The organism is Paenibacillus pseudetheri (assembly GCF_924513355.1).
Lineage (GTDB): Bacteria > Bacillota > Bacilli > Paenibacillales > Paenibacillaceae > Paenibacillus_AQ > Paenibacillus_AQ pseudetheri.
Window position 1 is genome coordinate 118,621 of the sequence record NZ_CAKMAB010000001.1, and the last position, 21,201, is coordinate 139,821.

Annotated in this window: 14 protein-coding genes; 10 read left to right on the plus strand and 4 right to left on the minus strand. The window is 44.0% G+C overall.

Features of this window, described 5'->3' with window-relative positions:
• Window positions 1-87 precede the first annotated feature (87 nt).
• The 3 genes from L1028_RS00500 to L1028_RS00510 form a co-directional block, all read right to left on the minus strand.
• Window positions 88-1,581 carry an ABC transporter substrate-binding protein gene (locus tag L1028_RS00500; RefSeq protein ID WP_234529902.1) on the minus strand — a complete coding sequence of 498 codons (1,494 nt, stop codon included), beginning with the start codon at window positions 1,579-1,581 and terminating at the stop codon, window positions 88-90.
• A gap of 92 nt (window positions 1,582-1,673) precedes the next feature.
• Window positions 1,674-2,600 carry a carbohydrate ABC transporter permease gene (locus L1028_RS00505; protein ID WP_234529904.1) on the minus strand — a complete coding sequence of 309 codons (927 nt, stop codon included), beginning with the start codon at window positions 2,598-2,600 and terminating at the stop codon, window positions 1,674-1,676.
• Between the two features lie 11 nt (window positions 2,601-2,611).
• The gene (locus L1028_RS00510) at window positions 2,612-3,562 is read right to left on the minus strand and encodes an ABC transporter permease (RefSeq protein WP_234529906.1); all 951 of its coding nucleotides are present in this window, start codon (window positions 3,560-3,562) and stop codon (window positions 2,612-2,614) included.
• A 482-nt stretch (window positions 3,563-4,044) separates the two neighbouring features.
• On the opposite strand from L1028_RS00510, the gene L1028_RS00515 reads away from it, so the two are divergent.
• From L1028_RS00515 to L1028_RS00525, 3 genes are read left to right on the plus strand one after another with little or no spacing between them, the layout of a single operon-like run.
• Window positions 4,045-4,998, plus strand: coding sequence for an ABC transporter permease (locus L1028_RS00515; RefSeq protein WP_234530295.1), 954 nt, complete (start codon window positions 4,045-4,047; stop codon window positions 4,996-4,998).
• A gap of 16 nt (window positions 4,999-5,014) precedes the next feature.
• Window positions 5,015-5,923, plus strand: coding sequence for a carbohydrate ABC transporter permease (locus tag L1028_RS00520; RefSeq protein WP_234529908.1), 909 nt, complete (start codon window positions 5,015-5,017; stop codon window positions 5,921-5,923).
• Window positions 5,924-5,958: 35 nt separating this feature from the next.
• Entirely contained in the window at window positions 5,959-7,572 is a 1,614-nt protein-coding gene (locus tag L1028_RS00525; RefSeq protein WP_234529911.1) for an extracellular solute-binding protein, read from the plus strand.
• Between the two features lie 93 nt (window positions 7,573-7,665).
• Here the strand turns inward: L1028_RS00525 and L1028_RS00530 are convergent, their stop codons facing one another.
• Complete coding sequence (locus L1028_RS00530; RefSeq protein ID WP_234529913.1) at window positions 7,666-9,927, minus strand: helix-turn-helix domain-containing protein; 2,262 nt, start codon at window positions 9,925-9,927, stop codon at window positions 7,666-7,668.
• Window positions 9,928-10,142: 215 nt separating this feature from the next.
• Between L1028_RS00530 and L1028_RS00535 the strand changes: the two genes are divergently transcribed.
• From L1028_RS00535 to L1028_RS00565, 7 genes are all read left to right on the plus strand, one after another.
• Entirely contained in the window at window positions 10,143-11,531 is a 1,389-nt protein-coding gene (locus tag L1028_RS00535; protein WP_234529914.1) for an alpha-L-fucosidase, read from the plus strand.
• A gap of 27 nt (window positions 11,532-11,558) precedes the next feature.
• On the plus strand, window positions 11,559-12,845 hold the full coding sequence (locus L1028_RS00540) for an alpha-L-fucosidase (RefSeq protein ID WP_234529916.1): 1,287 nt from the start codon (window positions 11,559-11,561) through the stop codon (window positions 12,843-12,845).
• A gap of 29 nt (window positions 12,846-12,874) precedes the next feature.
• Window positions 12,875-13,903: a carbohydrate-binding family 9-like protein gene (locus L1028_RS00545; RefSeq protein WP_234529918.1), complete on the plus strand. Its 1,029-nt coding sequence runs from the start codon at window positions 12,875-12,877 to the stop codon at window positions 13,901-13,903.
• A 6-nt stretch (window positions 13,904-13,909) separates the two neighbouring features.
• Window positions 13,910-16,477, plus strand: coding sequence for a transglutaminase domain-containing protein (locus L1028_RS00550; protein WP_234529921.1), 2,568 nt, complete (start codon window positions 13,910-13,912; stop codon window positions 16,475-16,477).
• Window positions 16,478-16,493: 16 nt separating this feature from the next.
• A complete protein-coding gene (locus L1028_RS00555; RefSeq protein ID WP_234529923.1) occupies window positions 16,494-17,525 on the plus strand; it encodes a glycoside hydrolase family 18 protein in 1,032 nt (343 codons plus the stop codon).
• Window positions 17,526-17,700: 175 nt separating this feature from the next.
• A complete protein-coding gene (locus tag L1028_RS00560) occupies window positions 17,701-18,693 on the plus strand; it encodes a glycoside hydrolase family 130 protein (RefSeq protein WP_234529925.1) in 993 nt (330 codons plus the stop codon).
• 53 nt (window positions 18,694-18,746) lie between these two features.
• On the plus strand, window positions 18,747-21,191 hold the full coding sequence (locus tag L1028_RS00565) for a glycoside hydrolase family 38 N-terminal domain-containing protein (protein ID WP_234529927.1): 2,445 nt from the start codon (window positions 18,747-18,749) through the stop codon (window positions 21,189-21,191).
• The last annotated feature ends 10 nt before the right edge of the window (window positions 21,192-21,201 follow it).

Here is a 21,201-nt window from a genome sequence, read left to right on the forward strand (position 1 = left end):
GAAGTGTAACATTAGTTCAAATAAATTTTAGTGGATTAAAGGGAAACACATGGTATATCAGCGCTGATATACCATGTGAAATAAGGTTTATTTAAAGTAATTGTTGATTTGTTCTTGAGCTACTTGCATGATTTTGTCCATTCCGGCATTTTTTAGCTCAGACAGCAATTTAGGGATTACCTTCTCAGGATCTGAAGCGCCTGTGAGCAATTCATATCTATACTTATCATATACAGCCTGGCAGTTAGCAACCTCTGTCTGTAGTTCACTAATATCCAGTGCGAAGCCCAATACGCTGGAGGACGCCGCTTGTTCGTTCAATTTCTTCACTTGTTCCCACTGATCTAGAGGAGCCCCGTTTGTGACAGCAAGATTGAAGAAAGTACCTTGTGAGTACGCTGCTAAAGGCCATGTATCGCTGATACGCTCGACTGATTTTTCTCCGTCAATGTTCTTATAGTCGACGCCTAATTCACCAAATGCAAGCATATTACGTAATTTTGGATCTGTATTCACTAGTTCCAGATATTTTAATGCTTCCGCTTTGTATTTGGAATTTGCCGAGATTGCATTCATCGAGCCTTGGATTGTACTTGTTGTATAGAGTGGTCCAAAAACTTGAGTCATGTCGTACTTGTCAATCCCTGCGGTGATTTGCCAGCCGGCTTCAGCACCAGGGAAGGCTTGTGCGGAGAAGAATGCTCTGTATTTATCGCCTTCAGTTTTGGTTGGTGCATCCGGGTTGACAATACCATCTTTGTACCACTGATGCAGCAGCTTTAAGTCGGTCATAACTTCCGGTTGTTCAAACACTGAAACCACTTTACGGGAAGCATCATCAACTTTTACGCCAATAGGATGGAAACCTAATGTCATATCATCATAATTGTTTAAAAGTCCTAAGAAGCCTTCGCTTTGGATCAACGACAACGGGTAGAAGCTTTTGCCTTCCCCAGCTTTCATATCATGAAATGGCTTATCTAAATCCTGCATCGTTTTAATGTTTTGATAATCGATATTATACTTTTGGACAAGCTTGTCGTCGAATACCCAATATTGAGTTAATGAAGAATCCTTATACGTTGGAACAGCGAAAGTTTTGCCACCTATTTTTACACCATCCCATACTTTTGTGGGGATGAGCTTGTAAAGTTCAGGGGCTTCGCTTTGTACCAGATCCGTAATGTCAGCGAACGCTCCCATAGTAACTTGCTTACTATACTTTGTGTTGTTGGTAAACATCATATCAAATGGTTCACCTGTATTCACGATTGTGTTGATTTTTGTATCCCACTCGCCCCAGCTAGCCACCTTGATATCCACTTTGACACCGATTTTCTCAGCGGTGTATTCGTTCATTTGCTCAACTGCTTTACTAAAGTTCTCAGGAACCTGTCCGCCGATCAACCACCATACCAATGTAGGGATTTCCTTGGTGGCTGGTGCATCAGTAGCAGTTGTGCCACTCTCGTTTCCATTGGTTGCTGTGGTCGCTGGCTTCGAGCTGCCACATGCAGCGAGTAGAGACAGCATTAATGCGAGAATACACATTGTTGAGGCAAACTTGAGGGTGTTCTTCACTTTAACTCCTCCTAGTGTGGAATGATGGATTGTACCGTATCAAAAGTACGGTTATATATCATAAACCAAGCTTTGCTTGACTTACTTCGGAACTAGCCTTTGACTGCGCCAATGGTAAGGCCGCTGATAAAGTATCTCTGAAAGAAGGGATATGCGCAGGCAACAGGCAAGACGATAAGAATAGCAACAGCCATACGGGCAGATTCTTTGGGCATTGTTGCGACAAGCTCTGCAAAGCTTACACCCATGCTTATTGAGTTTCGGGCAAGCGCATCGGCATTGGTCATTAAGCTGTTAAGCAGCGCTTGTAACGAATAGAGATTCTGGTTATCGATATACAGCATCGATTGAAACCAGTCGTTCCAATAACCGAAGCAGAGGAACAGCCCAATCGTAGCTAGAACAGGCAATGAGATTGGCAGGATAATTGAGGTAAAGGTACGTAACTGACTAGCCCCATCAATTTCAGCAGATTCGATCAGACCATCAGGGATCGTGCTCCTGAAAAAGGTTTTACAAATAATAACGTTAAAGGACGATACTGCGAGCGGCAGGATGAGCGCCCAAATCGTATTCTTCAATCCCAAGAAATTTGTGTTGATAAAGTAACTGGATACAAGACCTCCGTTAAATACCATCGGGATAAATACAACCCAGGTGAGAAAGTTCTTGAGCTTGTAGGCAGGACGTGAAATGACATATCCCATCGTTGTGGTGAGCAGTACACCAAGTACAGTACCTACGGCAGTTACAAGTACGGATACACCTAGAGCGCGTAAGATCATCGTTCCTTGTTTGGCGATATAAGCGTATGCATCTGCGGATAGAGCGGTTGGGAGAATGCTGTATCCCGTTTCACGAATATAGGATTCATCGGTAAGCGATATGGATAACACAACGATCACAGGCACGACGCAGGCAATTGCCAGCAGCGTAAAAATTAGGGTAAACAAAGCATTTACGCTTGTGCTTGTGCGGTTGAATTTCTCTAAGCCTGATTGATAGGTTCTCTTTGCCATGGTCTCACCTCCTAAATCATTGCACTATCGGAATCGATTTTTTTTACGATCCAGTTGGCACTCAGAATTGTAATACAGCCTAGAACGGATTGGACGAAAGCGGCAGCGGATGCCATTCCTACAGTGGCAGTTTTTAGTTGTTTAAATACCAACACGTCTATAGTAGTGGTCACATTGTACAGGGAGTTTGAGTCGCGTGTGACCTGATAGAATAGTCCGAAATCTGTGTAGAATATGCGGCCTACTGCCAGGATGAACATCATGACAATGACTAGCTTTAACATGGGCAAGGTAATGAAGCGTGTCTGCTGCCAGATGGAAGCTCCGTCAATTACTGCAGCCTCATAATAGGTGCTGTCGATCCCCGTGATGGTTGCCAGATAGATGATCATGCCATAACCAATACTCTTCCAGATGTTTAAAAAGATAAGAATGTAAGGCCAATATTGCGGTTCCATATACCAATTCATAGGCTCTTGTCCGATACCCACAAGAAATTGATTGAGAATTCCTTTATCGAAGCTAAAGAATGCCCAGCCTACAGCAGAGACGACTACCCAGGAAAGGAAGTAGGGCAGAAACATCATAGTCTGATAAACCTTGCCTGCTTTGCGGCTATGCAGCAAGCTGATCATAATCGCGAACATTACTGGCAACACGATGCCAAGAATAATGAAGATAATGTTATATCCTATCGTGTTGCGAAGAATGATCCAGGCATCACTTGATTTGAATAAGAATTCAAAGTTTTTGAAGCCGACCCAAGAACTATTTATTACGTTGCTAATAAAGTTGCCGCTGATTTTGAAATTTTTAAAAGCGATAATCATACCGAACATCGGTAAGAAAGAAAATAAGATATACCAGATGAATGTCGGCAAGGCGAGCAGGGTTAACTCGGTATCTTGCTTTCGCCAATGTATGCGCTTTCTAATTTTGCTCCGTTCAAGTTTGGTGCTCATATCATCCGCTCCTTCATGTGTTTCATACATGCTGCTGTTTGTAACCGCTTTCCTTGAATTAATTTTATAAAGTACAGTGAGATGCTTCCAGTTAAGAAACATGATTCTTCAGTCAACAAACGTTAGATTCAGGATGAATTCCCTCTTAAAGCGCAAAAAAAACATGTGCTATGGAGATTTATACATATTAGCTCTGTTGAGCAGCGGCGGCATTGTATTACAACAGAATTATGGGCGGAAAGCGCAAGAATGACATACTGTTTGAACATCAGCATAGCGGTGAAACGCATATCATCCCGCAGTACAACACGGAATTTTTGATAAGCGAGAATGACATATTTACGATTCACTCGATTCTATATAGTGTGTATGTAAGCGCTAACAAGAATTGCGACAGATTCAAATGTGATGTTCACTCTTTTATCAGAGTGCTCTCATCATTACTACTAGGAGGGGATGTCACGATGCAGGAAACGGAAAAGATGCATTTGCGAACTATAAATTCGCACAAAAATGTAAAGCGCAAGTTTAAGAGCCAAACATGGAAGAAGATCAGGCGGAATTGGGAGCTTTACATTTTTATCGCCCCCGCATTTTTTTACTTCCTTATTTTCAGTTATGGACCTATGTACGGTATTCAAATTGCTTTTAAGAATTACATACCGTCAAAAGGCTATTTTGGCAGTGAGTGGGTAGGCTTTGATCATTTCATTCGATTTTTTAACTCGTACTATTTCTGGGATTTGCTGTGGAACACGCTCAGTATTAGCTTGTATGAATTAGCCATTGGCTTCCCAATTCCAATTATTCTGGCGCTAGCGTTTAACGAAGTGAAGGATGGCTTCTTCAAGCGTCTTGTTCAGACCGTTACGTATGCTCCACATTTCATTTCTGTCGTTGTTATGGCGGGGATGATTATTACCTTCTTGTCTCCATCGAACGGAATGATTATTCATGCCATTGAAGGCTTAGGCTTTAGTGCGCCGCAGTTTCTGACAAGTCCTGGTTGGTTTAAGACGATGTATGTATTCTCAGGCGTGTGGCAGAGTGCGGGGTGGGGGACGATTATTTATTTGGCGGCACTCTCGGGCGTAGACCCAGGTTTGCATGAAGCGGCAATCATTGACGGGGCCTCTCGCTTCCAACGTGTTCGCCACATCAATATACCAACGCTTATACCGACCATGACCATTCTATTAATTCTGAATATGGGTGGCTTGTTAAGTGTAGGTTTTGAGAAAATATTGCTTCTGCAAAATTCGTTAAATATGTCAAGCTCTGACGTGATTTCAACCTTTGTCTATCGCTCTGGTCTTGTCGATGCGCAATATAGCTTCTCAACAGCTGTTGGTTTATTTAACTCTATTGTCAATTGCATCCTGCTCATTACGGTGAATCAGATTGTCCGCCGTACGAGCGAGAACAGTCTATGGTAGAAGGAGGTTGGAATTTATGGTATCAGGTATAAAACTATCTAAGCGAGACCGAATATTCCTAATTTGCATCTATACGTATGTGGCAATTGCATTGCTGGTAGTCGCATATCCCATCTTATATATTATTAGCGCATCCATCAGTGATCCGAAGATGGTTGCTTCCGGTGAAATGTGGCTTATTCCAAAAGGAATTACCTTTAAGGGGTATGAGATTGTATTTCAGAACTCGAAGATTTGGACGGGGTATGGAAATACGATTTTGTATACATTGCTAGGCACAACGATTAACTTGGTCGTTACGATGCCAGCGGCATATGCACTCAGTCGTAAGGACTTTGTAGGCCGTGGGTTTTTCATGGGGATGTTCATGGTAACGATGTTCATTGGAGGTGGTCTCGTCCCTACATACATGTTGGTGAAAGGGCTAGGCATGGTCAACACGGTGTGGGCACTGGTACTTCCTGGCGCAGCGTCAATCTGGAATATTATCGTCTCTCGTACCTTCTTCGCGAACTCCATTCCAGCTGAGCTTCAAGATGCGGCTCAAATTGATGGTGCGACGAATATTCGATTATTCCTGCGGATTGTTCTCCCGTTATCGATGCCAATTATCGCAGTTATGGCCTTATTCTACGGGGTAGGGCATTGGAACAGCTATTTCGGCGCCATGATCTACCTGAATGATGATGCGAAGTATCCATTGCAGCTTGTCCTTCGTCAGATTCTCGTTCTTCAGGAAATGCAATCTCAAGTAGGTGGCATTATCGATGCGACAGCTGCTGCAGCCCAGAACAACAAGGCAGAAATAGCTTCACTTGTGAAATATGGGGTCATTATCGTATCTACGCTTCCGATTATTGCTGTCTATCCATTCTTACAACGTTATTTCGTGCAAGGTGTCATGATTGGCTCTGTTAAGGGTTGATCTTAAGATACAAATAACAAAAGGGAGGTTTTTATATGAAGATTTATCGTAAAACTGGACTCATGTTGTTATGTCTTTCCATGTCAATTTCTATTTTTACTGCATGTGGATCGAGTAGCGATAAGGGGACGGCAAGCACAGAAAGCTCAGACACAGCCGCAGAGGTTCATAAGACGGGCTTTCCTATCGTGGATAATCCGATTGAGCTTTCTATTATGGCACCGGATGTAGGGCGACAGGATTGGAACAAGATGCCTGTTATTCAGGAATACGAGAAGATGACGAATATTAAGTTAAAGATTCAAAACGCCCCACAAGACAGCTTTGAGACGAAAAAGAATTTGGTATTTGCAAGCGGTACGCTTCCCGATATTTTCTATGCGGCGGATCTAAAAGGATCGGATCAAGTTACCTACGGAAGTCAAGGATTGTTGCTGCCTTTAGAAAAATACATTGATGAGGGCTACGCACCAAATTTAAAAAAAATTCTCGATGCAAATCCGGATATTCGCAAATCAATGACAACACCAGATGGACATATCTATGCACTACGCAATATTCAGCCATCTGCGGTATGGTATCGTGGACCGATGTGGTATAACGGGAAGTTCTTGAAGAAGTTCGGCATGGAAAACAAATTACCGCAGACAACAGAAGAGCTATACAACTATTTGAAGAAGGTTAAAGAGGAAGATGCGAACGGAAACGGTAAAGACGATGAGGTTCCTCTATCCTCTGTGAAATTAGATGATTTACGGATGTTCTTCCTCGGATTCTGGGGGATGTATAACGAGGATATCTACGTAGATAAGGAGAACAAAGTACACTTTCCACAAGCTGAACCAGCCTACAAAGAATATTTAACCTTCTTGAATCGCTTATGGAACGAGAATTTGCTGGATCATGAAACATTCTCTCAAACCGATGAGCAGAAGAAAGCAAAAGGGAAAAACAATCAAGTGGCCTTATTCTCCGATTATTTCCCATACTTCACGCTTGGTGGTGAACCGAGTGAAGATAACCCGATGATGCAGCCTGTATCTAGTGATATTGCCGGAACACCTGTATACGGCAAGCATCCTGGTATTAACACCATTGGCGGTTTCGCGATTTCAAACACAAACCCGAACCCGGAAGCAAGTATGCGCTGGATTGATTACCAATTTAGCGAAGAAGGGTATTCCTTCTGGGCGTATGGACCTGAAGGTACGTTATTTAAATACAAAGATAAAGCAACAGGCGAGAAAGAATGGCTGCCAGTTCCAGATGGTACGGATCGTGAAGAATACCGCGGTACAATCACGCCAAACTACGGGATTAATACACCAGGTTCCTATGAGAACAGCTATGTTTTAGGTCTTCGTACTAGCTTTGATGACTGGATTGACAAAGAAACAGCTACAAAGCTTACACCTATTGCAAAGGCTCCCTTCCCATCGGTATTCCTGACGGTAGACCAACAGACGGAAATCAAAACACTCCGTTCCGATTTGGATAAATACGTGAAGGAAATGGAAGCGAAATTCGTTACAGGCGCAGAGCCATTATCCAATTGGGACAAATATATCGCTCAAATGAAAAAAATGGGGTATGAGAAGCTCGAATCAACGTATCAACAAGCATACAACACATGGGCTGCTAGCAAATAATTTGTGAAGCTTATACATTCTCATATTTTGAAAAACTTCCCGGTCATGCTAGGCATGACCGGGAAGTTATGATGAACCCTAAGCGAGGAAGGATTATACGGTATCGTTAGGCTCAGTATTGGGATGATTACTATTCATCTGTCGATACTGGCCCGGGGTATAACCGGTTTCCTTTTTGAATTTTCGAATAAAGTTTGGTGTGTCGAGGTAGCCGACGCGCTGGATAATATCTTTTAACGGATCACTTGTTATTACGAGCTGTTCCTTGACCTTATCTAATCGTTTTTGCCAAATATATTGGACGAAGTTGATGCCGACCTTATCCTTGAATGAACGACTGAGATGGGAAGGTGAAATCGTAAACGCAGCAGAAACAGATTCAAGGCTAAGTGAATGATCAACATAGTGCTGATCGATAAAAGCAACGATATGATCCATGAGTGAATGTTCTTCTTTTTTATGCGTTTGTTCCACCTGTGTACAAATCTGTGCAGCTAATCGACAGAAATTTTGCTCTATAAGGTTTACAGGACCATTCATGAAATGGGGTGGAGCATACTGCAGCATGTTATCCATCTGTAACTCAACTGCAGCTTTGAGCATGATATTCAGCAGGTCGAACAATACGCATCGCATCAGCAGGGTAGATCGTTGTTTATTTTCAAGCCCATGGATGGCTGTGAGAATGATTTGTTTGGCGACTTCGAAGTTGCCCTGCTTCAAGCTTTGTGCAAGCTTTAATAGCTCGCTACTAGGGAGTAACACCGTTTGATCATGGGTACTGGATAGCTTTTCGAAATACACGGTGGTTCCATGCTCGGTCGATTTACGCAATTCGAAGGCGGAGCAAGCCTCAATAAAGGATTGATTAAGCTGCTGAGTACTCTCATAGCATTTACCTACGCCGATCATCGGGTGGATATCTATCATACCTAGCGTATATTCACGGATCGCATCCACGATGTGAACGATTTGTGCAGCGAGCGTTTCATCATCTTCTAGCTGTAAGCTCACAATAAGTGCGAGCTGATCCAATTGCGGGAGCTCTACACCGTATACTTGTGCAGCAAGCGCTGGAAATTCAAGATACGCAAGCTTGCGATGTACTTCTTGTCGTGCCTGAAGGTGCTGCTGTTCTAAGTCATCCCAACCCATCATCATGACAAAATGATGACTTTGGTCAAAGTGCAGATGAAAGGTATCGAATATTTCTGGCGTCATCATTTGTGCATAACCGTGCTTTAATAGCATGGAGAGAACATGGTTGCGTGCATAGGGTTCTTGTAGATCAATCTTGGAGCTATACTGCTGCAATGTCGTTCGTATATACTCGAGCTCATTTCCGGAGGCCGGTGTATCTGTTTTTTTGTTCGTGAAGCGAACCAGCTCTGCAATCGGAAGATATTGCATCCGAGCGAATAATAGAGCGATGGCCGTTCCTACAATGGCGATCACAATGAATAAAATAATGATGAAGCTCCGAACATTAAGCACGCTGCTGAAAAATTGATTACTTGCCATTAATGTCACATAAGACCAGCCATTGATATCCGATGTGACGGAAATAACCGAATGTTCTTCGTTGTTTATCGGTAGGCTATGAATGCCGGGCGGAAGCTCAGATAACTGTTGGATGTCCTGTTGACTAGCCGTATCTCCGTGGCCGCTATAGGATAAAACACGACCATGATTATCAAAAATATACGTTAATCCTCGATAGTTGCCTAAGACGGAATCGATCAGATGTGCTAACTCTTTCTCTTTAATAAGATACATGACAGAACCATACGGATCTGAGCTGTTTGGAATGATCGGCAGGATATAGGTTAATACGTTTTGCTCGAGTGATGAATTTTGATTTAGCATGTTTGTAAGTCGAATGGATGGGAATTTGGACGTGTTTAAAGCAGTCACAAGCTCATCATTCTTCCAGCTACCAAACTGAAAGGAGCTACGAAATACATCCAGGCTATACATGCCATGGTTGGAATAAATATTAGGGTCATGATGATAGTACAGAAATATATTCTCCACAATGGAATTGGAAGATTTGTAGCTATTTAGTGCCGCTATCGCGTCACGGCTCTCATAAGGATCCAGTATGCGATAATGAGCGAGACGATCGTCGTATGACATCCGTGATGCCATATCTCTTAAATCATCCATGCGTCCATCCACCACCGTTTTAATTTGGGTGAGCTGGTTAAAGTGAGAGTTTTCAATCTCCTTTTGCAAATTGTCCGTAGCATTTCGGTAAATAAAAACGATTACAAGTACGAGCGGAATAAGAAGGATAAGTAGATACGAACCGGTGAATTTCAGAAATAATTTCGATTTCAAATAGTTATGGTTCAACGTGATTCCCCCTTTTCATGGCATATACATGGTGATGTTCCTATCAAGCTATGAATATAGCAAGATATAGATCAGCGCGCGCTTGAATGCTTATTTATTTTCCATAATAGGATGTTTATAATGGTAATTTATTTTTATGTCAAATTATTTTATTGCTGGATTGTATTAAATCAATAGAATCGCAGCCTCATAGAAGCTGCATGGAGGTCGTGCAAATGAGTGACACCAATGTTGTCGAAGAGCAAATTGTTGTTGAAGGAGTACACAATTACAGCACAGAGGAGGAGTACGTTAAGCCGGAGGATTCGCAGCTATTAGATCAGCTGGAATGGTTTCAGGATCAGAAGCTTGGCTTGATGATGCACTGGGGACCGTATTCGCAGCTCGGACTTGTTGAATCGTGGGCACTTAGTGATAAGGATGGGGATTGGTCACGAGATGATATTGATTGGGGAGTGGATTCGGCGGAGCTGAAGCGGCAATACTTTGGGCTGAATAAAACCTTTAATCCGCTTCGCTTCCAACCTGAGAAGTGGGCAGAGGTTGCGGCAGAAGGTGGCTTTAAATATTTGAACTTCACAACAAAGCATCACGATGGCTTCTGTATGTGGGACACGAAGACAACAGACTATCGTATCACGGGTAAGGATTGTCCTTTCCATGCACATAAGTACGCGGATATCTGTAAGAACGTATTTGATGCATTTCGGGCAAAGGGACTTGGGATCTCCGCCTATTTCTCCAAAGCGGATTGGCACACACCAACGTATTGGGCGCCAGGCATGGAAGTGGGCGACTTCATGAATCGAGGTCCTTCGTATCCAACACAAGATTATCCGTGGCTATGGGAGCAATTCGTACAATACACACATGATCAGATCATGGAATTGATGACGAAATATGGTCGGATTGAAATGCTCTGGTTGGATGCGGGGTGGGTATGCCCACAGAATAAAAATAATCCACAGGATATTCGGCTGGGTGAAGTGGTGGAAAAAGCACGTCAGCATCAGCCATGGCTGTTAAGTGCAGACCGCACCGTTGGCGGACCATATGAGAATGTGGTTACGCCAGAGCAAACATTGCCTGAGCATCCAATGCATATCCCGTGGGAGAGCTGTATTACGATGGGGACTGCGTTCTCTTATCGGTATGAGGATCATTACAAGACGACACGTCAATTAATTCATTTGCTCGTTGAAGTTGTAGCCAAAGGTGGTAACTTGGCACTTAATGTCGCACCACAACCAGACGGCCGCTTGTCACCAACAGCGATGGATCGGATGAAAGGAATGGGCAGTTGGCTCAAAGTCCATGGTGAGGCGATTTATGGAACACGCATATGTGCGCCATACTCCGTTGGAAATACACATTTCACGAAAAAAGGCGATGTCATCTATGCTATCCATCTGTACTCAAAAGAGCAGGAACTCGTGATCAGTGAGATTTGTATTTCACTCGAGCAGGCTGTGACGCAAATAGATCTTGTTGGCGGACAAGAGAATCTAACATTCGAACGAACAACAACTGGATTGATCGTTCATTTACCAGAGAGCGAGCTTACGGGAATTGCCCCAATTGCACATGTATTTCGCATAAAATAACGAGTTGAACTATGGGAGGAAGAGCAGATGCAACAATGGTTCACCGATGCAAAGCTAGGAATTTTCATTCACTATGGGATTTATGCGGTACAAGGTGTTGCAGAATCATGGTCTTTCTATAACGGGAGAATGTCTTATGAGGACTACATGAAGCAATTGGATGGTTTTACGGCCTCCAAATTTGATGCGAAGTATTGGGCAGATCTAATTGCGAAGTCAGGAGCCAAGTATTCTGTTCTAACGACGAAGCATCATGACGGAGTAGCATTATTTGATACGAAGTTCAGTGATTTGAGCGTTATGAAGGCGACACCTGCCAAGAGAGATATTATTAAGGAGTGGTCTGAGGCGATTCGAGATCAAGGTCTTCGCGTAGGGATGTATTACTCCCTCATTGACTGGTCTCATCCTGATTATCCTTCAGTCTATGAGAATGGTGTCGTACCAGATGACTTGAGCCAGGTAAATCGTTTTTCAAGTCCGATGGATGGTGTCCAAGATCCAGAGCGATGGGAGAGATTTCTGGCATTTAACCGTAATCAACTAGGAGAAGTGTTATCGAACTATGGTCAGGTTGATCTGTTATGGTTCGATGGAGATTGGGAGCGAAGCGCAGAGCAGTGGGGGTTACCAGCATTCAAAGAGTATTTAAAATCTTTTAATCCTGATCTAATTATTAATTCACGCTTGCAAGGGTATGGGGATTATAAGACACCTGAGCAAGGGCTTCCGATTACGCGTCCGGAAGGTGCGTGGGAATTCTGCACGACGATAAATACGTCATGGGGTTATGTGCATACAGACCACAATTATAAATCATTGAATCAAATGATCCGAATGTTCTGTGACTGTATCAGCATGGGCGGCAATATGCTGTTAGATATTGGGCCCATGGAGGATGGCACGATTGATCCTAGGCAGGAAGCGATCTTGCTCGGACTAGGTGATTGGATACGTACACATGAAGAAGCCGTCTATGGAACACAAGAGGGGATTATGACACGCTACTATTTAGGTGGCAGTACATTGTCTCCGGATAAGAAAAATTTGTACCTCTTCGTTTACGATACGCCGAGGGAGAATATTTGCCTCAAAGGGCTGTGTAATCCCATTACCAAGATTACGGTGCTTCACTCAGGCAAGGAGCTTACCCATGAAATTCACGGTGGTGTGCCATGGTTTCACATACCAGGTACAACTTGGATTCAGATAACACCTGAAGATATGCATGATCAAGTGACGGTACTTAAATTGGAATTCGATGAAGAAATTGAGATGTACGGCGGCTCAGGCGCAGTTGTAACGCACAACTAAAGTACATTAACGGATAAAGGAGCATTCGCATGGTAAATCGAAGTGGAGTACCAGAGCCATACATTGTTTCATACGCCCCCAAACATTATCTATGCAGACGATCGACGGAATCACTTGTCTTGGATGGGAAGCTAGATAAGCCTTTTTGGCAGCATGCAGCATGGACAGAAAAGTTTGTTGATATTGAAGGAGATTTGCGTCCGATGCCAGGAAAGGATACGAGAGTAAAGATGCTGTGGGATGATGAGTATTTTTACTTTGGTGCAGAGCTGATGGAAGATCAGATCTGGGGAACGCTGACAGAACGTGATTCCGTTATTTTTTACGATAATGATTTTGAGATTTTTATAGATCCAACAGGAGATTCCCATCAATATTACGAGTTTGAGATTAACGCCTTGAACACGGTATGGGACTTACTGCTTGTGAAACCTTATCGTGACGGGGGTCCTCCAATTAACGGTTGGGATATCCAAGGCTTGAAGACGGCTGTTCATATCGAAGGTGAGTTAAATAACCCGCACGCTGACAATCGGAAATGGACGGTTGAAGTTGCAATTCCATGGAATAGTTTGAAAGAATGTGCTACGGATCGGCGATCACCATATGCTGGGGAGTTTTGGCGTGTTAATTTTTCACGAGTTGAATGGTGCACTGAGGTTGTCGATGACAAGTATCGTAAGGTTCTCAATCCTGACACAGGAAAACCTTATCCTGAGGATAATTGGGTGTGGTCACCACAAGGAATCATTAATATGCATTATCCAGAACTGTGGGGTTATGTTGTATTCGTGGATGAAGCGGGTCCATATCAGTTCGACGTCCCTCGGGATGAACATATCAAATGGGAATTACGGAAGCTCTATTATCGTGAGCGGAACTATTACGAAATACACGGCATGTTCTCATCTGATTTTAAAGCATTGTGTGAAGAAGATACTTGGACCATAGAGCCGAGCATTGAAACAACGACTAAAACTTTTCTGATATCTGTACCAACATCTGATAAGACCGCTCGACTTTATATTCGTGAGGACGGATTTCTATGGAAGGAGTAAGTGGACATGGAAGTGATTGAACGTAAGTTCCAGGAGAAGAAGAGTTTGGCTAAGGCACGTGCAAAGCAGTTATTTCAAATCTTTGAACAGGACTTGACGGAAGAAGAAATAATTGCACTTAAGTATCTCTATGCGTATATGCCAGTGAATGATTTGGCGGATTACAGTGGTGAGCTTTTCTTGAATCATGTGAGAACGACATTTAAAATTCGCCGAGATATGCCATGGCATGTACCCGATCATCTATTTTTACATTTTGTGCTTCCATACCGTGTTAATACAGAAAACATTGAAGAACACCGCCTTATTCTTCATGAACAATTAGCAGAACGAACACGCAAGCTTTCCATGTCAGAAGCAATACTTGAGGCGAATTACTGGTGTCATGAAGCAGCAACGTATGTTGGAAGTGATTTGCGAACGATTTCACCATTAACGATGATTCGAAATGCACGCGGTCGTTGCGGTGAAGAATCCACACTAGCTGTGGCGGCTCTTCGCAGTATAGGTATACCTGCACGTCAAGTGTATACGCCACGTTGGGCTCATTGTGATGATAACCATGCATGGGTGGAGGCATGGGCAGACGGTGAATGGTATTTTATTGGGGCTTGTGAGCCGGAAGCCCGTCCTAATCAAGGATGGTTTGGACCTCCTGCGCGAAGAGCAATGTTAATTAACACGCGTATTTTCGCTAATTATCGAGGTCCAGAAGATATTACGCTTGCAGATGAGTGGTTCACTGAAATTAATGTATTGGACAATTACGCTTCCACGCGGACAATTATGGTTCATGCTAAGGATGAATCCGGACAGCCTGTGCAGGACGCAGAAGTACAGTTCCAATTGTATAACATGGCGGAACTTTTCCCGATTGCCATCATTCCTACCAATGCTCAAGGGGAAGCAACCTTCAAAACAGGTCTCGGTGACCTCATGATTCGTGCGGCAAAGGGTGGTACTTGGGGGGAAATGAAAATTTCGGTGGCGGACTGTGAATGCGTTGAGCTTGTACTGAATCAAGAAAGTCAGCCCGCTGCAGGAACGATGGTCGATTATGATATAGTTCCACCTCCAGCGTGTGAAGGTGAGATGCTAGAGGAACTGTCTGAAATTCGTATCCAGCGACATAATGAACGTTTGGAGGAAGGAATCTCGATTCGTGCGAAATATGAAGCGACTTTTGTGACAGAAGAAGCAGCGAGGAAGCTTGGGGAAACACTGGGTCTCCCGGAAGATCGTGTATGGACAGTGCTTCAGAAGGCACGTGGTAACAGTGTAGAGATAGCCGCATTTCTGGAGGCAGCCACATCCGTGTATGGAGAATGGGCTTTACGGTTATTGGAATGTAGTAATGACAAGGATTTAGTTGACACATTTATTCCAACCCTTACAGATCATGTGGCTGGTTCGCTTGCTGTACGTGGTGAGCTCACAGAAGAAGTGTTCGTTCCCTACATTCTGCGTCCTCGTGTTCACTACGAGATGATTACACCGTATCGTACATTTTTCCAACAAGCCTTCACTTCAGATGAAGTGGCATTGTTCCGTCAGGACCCAACGAAGCTGGTTCAATTTATAGATGAAACGTGGGATATATGGACAGACCTTCCGAATCTGAAAGGGAAGGGAACGGCAGTGGGTACCTTTGAATTGCGCGTAGGCGATCGCAGTTCCCTGGATATCATGTTCGTATCCATTTGTCGTAGTTTAGGAATCCCAGCGCGAATTCATCCCATTGAATCCAAGCCGCAATTTATGGTGGATGATATTTTCGTGGATGCTCAATTTACCAAAGGTGTTGTTGGAGGCGGGATAGAATTAGCGAACGGCACTCTCATTCTTCATCGTGATCTGGGTGCAGGGACAGTCCAACCAACAGCTTCATACTATGAGAATTTCACATTAGCTCGGCTGGAGAGCGGTTTTTATAAAACCTTATGTTTCCCACATGGCGCAAATGACCTATATGATACACCACTTGAGGTTGAGCAGGGAGCATACCGTCTGACGACAGGCGTACGATTAAAGGATGGCACTGTGCTTATAAAGTTCACCTATTTCCATATTGTAGAAGGGGAAGAGAAGAAGCTGGTCATGAAGTATCGTCAATCCACATTGGAAATTCCAGTGTACGGCAAGGTGGAACGACTTAAACAGTTGACCTCATGGGCAGGAGTAGAGCAGACTTTCGCAGATCTTCTGTGTGGAAAGGGCGCCTATGTCGCTTGGCTGGAGCCGGAACGAGAGCCTTCAAAACATTTGCTTCGTGAACTCTCTGAGTTGAAGCATGAGTTCGATGCGCTAGATGCTCCCATCATTCTTATTGTTGGTGACAAGCAATGGACAGCTTCGTTTCATCCCGAGGACTATCCAGATCTTCCTGCAAATGCAGTGTTTGTCCGTGATTCAACGTATAATCTATTACCTGAATTATTTGCATCGTCCCAAGCGAGTGAAGCGGGCTTCCCGCATCTTATCATTGTGGATCGTGCAGATCAGATTCGTTACATGTCATCAGGATATAAGATTGCAGCGAGTAAGGAAGCGATTCAAATCTTAACCAGGGTGTGAAAGGATGGATCAATAAATGATTGTAGCAGGCTACGTGAGTGATTCCAAAGTATCTGAGTTAATGCGTGACCACTTGATGAAGTTAACGCATCTTAACGTTGCATTTGGTTATGTGAAAGATGATCAGATTACAACAGCACATTTGAAATGCACGAACCAGCTACAAGAGATGAAAGCGATGTATCCGAATCTGACGCTGGTGCTCTCCGTTGGCGGATGGGGGAATGGGGGCTTCTCTGAGGCTGCTTCTACCGAAGAAGGACGTCTGAAATTCGCAGCATCGGCTGTGCAAGTGGTAACAGATTTCCCGTTCGATGGAATCGATTTGGATTGGGAATATCCTTGTTACAGTGAAGCGGATATTGAATCGTCGCCGGATGATAAATGCAATTTTACACTGCTATTAAAGACGATTCGAGATGCACTAGATGTGAAAGGTACAGCGGATGGCAGGCATTACTTGCTTACAATTGCGGCAGGTGCTGATCAGTATTACATAGATGGCACCGAGATGGATCAAGTACAGCAATATTTGGATTTTATACAGCTGATGACCTACGATATGCGTGGCGGATTCCAGATTCTAACGGGACATCATACGAATTTATTTCATACGACAGGAGATTTGTATCGTATCAGTACAGAGGCATCGGTGAATATGTTCATTCAGGCAGGTGTTCCCCGAGAGAAAATCGTCATTGGTGTGGCGTTCTATTCCCGAATGTGGAAGCAGGTGCCAGATAAGAATCATGGATTTCTACAAATGGCGGGCACAACGGGTGGTTATGGCCCAGAATATACAGAGCTGTTTGCTAATTACATCAATCAGAATGGCTACGCACGGCATTGGGACGATGAGGCCAAAGCACCATATTTATTTAATGGAGACACGTTTATTTCCTATGATGACGTGGATTCGATCGCGCATAAATGTGAGTATGTCAAACGTGAAAAACTTGCGGGTGCCATGTTCTGGGAATATAGCTGTGATTGGACACACACGTTGCTTGATGCACTGTATGCAGGCTTATATGAGGGTACGAAGTGATGCTAACTGTTCAATTAGTTAAGAAACATGATACTTCAGTCAACAAACGTTAGATTCAGGATAAATTCCCTTTTAATGCGCTTTATTATGATTTAAAGTAGGGGTGCAAGAAGGGTTAGACATACTAAAAACGTTGTTGCAGATCACAATTGTATACATGGAAGGAGTTTATGAAATGAGCAAAATTATTGGTGAAGCACTATCAAATATTCCTTGGCAAGATAAGCCGGGTGGCTATAACGCTCCAGTGTGGCGATATACCCATAATCCTATTATTCAGCGAGATGCACAGTTAAACTCGAACAGTATTTTTAATTCCGCAGTTATTCCTTTTGAAGAGGGATATGCAGGGGTATTCCGTTGTGACTCCAGATCTGTAAGTATGGACATATTCGCTGGCTTCAGTCAGGACGGGCTTCAATGGGAGATTAATGAGAAGCCGATCCAATTCGAAGGCGCCGATTATATAACAAAGCGGGAGTATCGCTACGATCCACGCGTCTGTAGAATAGATGATCGTTTCTATATTTCTTGGTGTAATGGATACCATGGTCCAACAATTGGTCTCGCATATACGTATGATTTCAAAACCTTTCACCAATTAGAAAACGCTTTCCTGCCATATAATCGGAATGGTGTATTATTTCCGCGCAAAATAAATGGCAAATATGCGATGTTAAGCCGTCCAAGTGATACGGGGCATACACCATTTGGAGATATCTTTTTTAGTGAGAGTCCTGACCTGACGTACTGGGGGAAGCATCGTTACGTGATGGGTACGATCAATTCGGACGCTTCTGCATGGCAATCGAAGAAAATTGGTCCAGGGCCGATTCCAATTGAAACCGATCGCGGATGGTTGTTGATCTATCATGGAGTAATAAATACGTGTAACGGGTTCGTATATCGGATGGGTGTTGCTTTATTAGATTTACATGAGCCATGGAAGGTGTTAGCACGTTCACGGAATTATATTCTTGGACCAGAGACATTGTATGAGTGTGTAGGAGATGTGCCGAATGTGACCTTCCCTTGCGCAGCACTTTCCGATGGCGATACAGGTCGAATTGCAATTTACTATGGCTGTGCTGATACCGTAACAGGGGTTGCGTTCACAACTGTAGATGAGTTGTTCGACTATATGGATAAGTATCCGCTAGAGAATTAGTAGAGAAAGCGAAGCGTCATGGCTAGTTAGAATAACTATAGGGAGAGATCGAGATGTCGAGCAAACGACCTTGGAAAATATACGCAATCCATCATTCTCATACAGATATCGGATATACAGAGCGTCAAGAGAAAATTCAGCAGTATCATGTTAATTTCATTCGCCAGGTCCTGCATATTTTACGTGAAAGCAAATCGGGGCGTCGTCCGGAATGGCAAGGCTTTAAGTGGGTCTGTGAGACGTTTTGGCCGATTGAAACCTTTCTGAAGCAGGCGACAGAGCAAGAGAAGATAGAGTTCGCTGAAGGCGTGAGACAGGGAGATATCGGGTTGTCGGGGACTTATCTAAATATGACAGAATTAATTGGTAAAGAGCTGTTCCAATCGATGATTGCGCGAGTGTGTGATTACGGACGGTCCATTACAATTCCTGTAACATCGGCAATGACAGCAGATATTAACGGTTTCAGCTGGGGGTATGGTCAGGTATTGCTGGATGCTGGGATCCAGAATCTGTCCACCTGTATTCATACGCATCATGGAATGTTCCCTTGCTGGAAGAAGCAGCAGCCGTTCTGGTGGGAGATGCCTTCAGGGGACCGCCTGCTGACGTGGAGCGGAGAGCATTATGTGTTTGGAAATGATCTGGGGCTTGTACCTGGCATGGGTGGTAAATATACGATTAAAGATGAATTCGATATGAGCAATGGCGCGGATTTTGAAATTGCTGAACAACGGATCGAGCGTTATATTGATCGTCTGGTTCAGGACGGCTATGCATTCGATTTCTTTCCGGCGATGTTCTCAGGCTTACCTACGGATAATAACCCGCCAAATGCAGTGGCAATGGAGTTTATCCATCAATGGAACACCAAGCATGGGGACCGGATTTTAATTCAAATGGCAACGCTAGATGACTTCTTTGCAGAAGTCCGTGCCCATGCAGCACAGCACCCGGAAGATATTCCTGTCTATCGCGGAGATTGGCCCGATTGGTGGACGGACGGGGTTGGCTCGACACCAAAGCATGTACAAGTATTCCGTGAGGCGCAGCGGGTATATCAGAAGGTAAGAAGATTAGATCCTAATTATGACATCATTTCCCCGGAAGCTATTAAAGAAATGGAATATCAATTAACGATGTTCGCTGAGCACACATGGGGCTATCATTCTTCCATTTCGGAGCCTTGGAACCCGTTTGTTCAAGAGTTAGGCCTGCGTAAGGAGGCATTTGCTGCAAATGCCAGCACCGCTGCACATCGCGCGTTATACGAAATTCTTGAAGCCAAGGGAGATGCACTGCTTGCACCGGGTCGGCCGATGAAGTTCAAAATTTGCAATCCTTACAGCTATGTTCAGGAGGATCATGCTCATCTTATTCTCGAGGGTTGGTATTATGAGCAGATTAAAGAAGGGTTTGAGGTGCGTGATTTCAATACAGGTGAGGTGCTCCCATCTCAACTGCGTCTTGCGCATCGCGGGGTTATTGTAACCATTCCGGTCATGCTGGAGCCCCAGGAAGAAAAAGTGCTTCATATCGTAGCGGTTAAGCCAACAATCAAAACCGCATATATGAACGATTATGTGGCGTCGGATCGTGTATTGGATTTAGATGTTACCCATGGAGTAAAGGACTTCCATGTGACATCCACATATGCTGATACACCGTTTGTACGCATTGAATGGAAGAAGGGTGAAGGAATCACCTCTTGGAAGGATAAGCAGACTGGGCAGGAGCTGCTGCGTGCGGACCGGAATCATCATGCATTCACGCCGGTGTATGATGTTACGCCAGCCACAAAGGTGGTCGAGATGACGGAGGTTCGGCGTCTTATGGGCCGTAATCGGAAAGGTCCAAATGCGATTGTATCCACAGGATTATTGACAAGTGCAGAAATCATTGAACAGGGAACCCTTTATAGCATGATTCAATTGACCTATGAAGTCTCTGGTTGCGAGCATTATTCCTTGTTCTTAACCGTTTATGCAGATCGTCCTCGTGTGGATGTGGCGGTACGCATGCATAAGGAAAGTGTGTGGAAGCCTGAAAATTTGTATATTTCACTTCCGTTTGGCGGCGCATTGACAACTACAGCGCAGGATCTGTGGGTTGATAAGATGGATGCCCTAACTCGACTGCGTAAGGATCAATTGCCAGGCAGCTTGGCTGATTATACGGCTGTTGGTGAAGGTGCTGCGTATATTTCGAAGGAGCAAGGTGTTGTGATTGGGATGCCAGACACCCCGTTGATTCAACTAGGCTCCTTGGAGCATAAATATCGTCTCCTTAATGGCGATGCAAGACTGGAACAGGACCCTGCACACTTGTACGCCTGGGTGATGAATAACTATTGGGAAACCAACTTTGCAGCTACGCTTGGCGGCTTCTATGAATTCCGCTATTACATTACATGGGGCGAGAAGTTTAACAGCCCAGAAGTATCGTTCGACATGTGTCGGGGGATGAATGCAGGAATCCTGGCGTGGAGACAATTCTAGTTCATGTGAA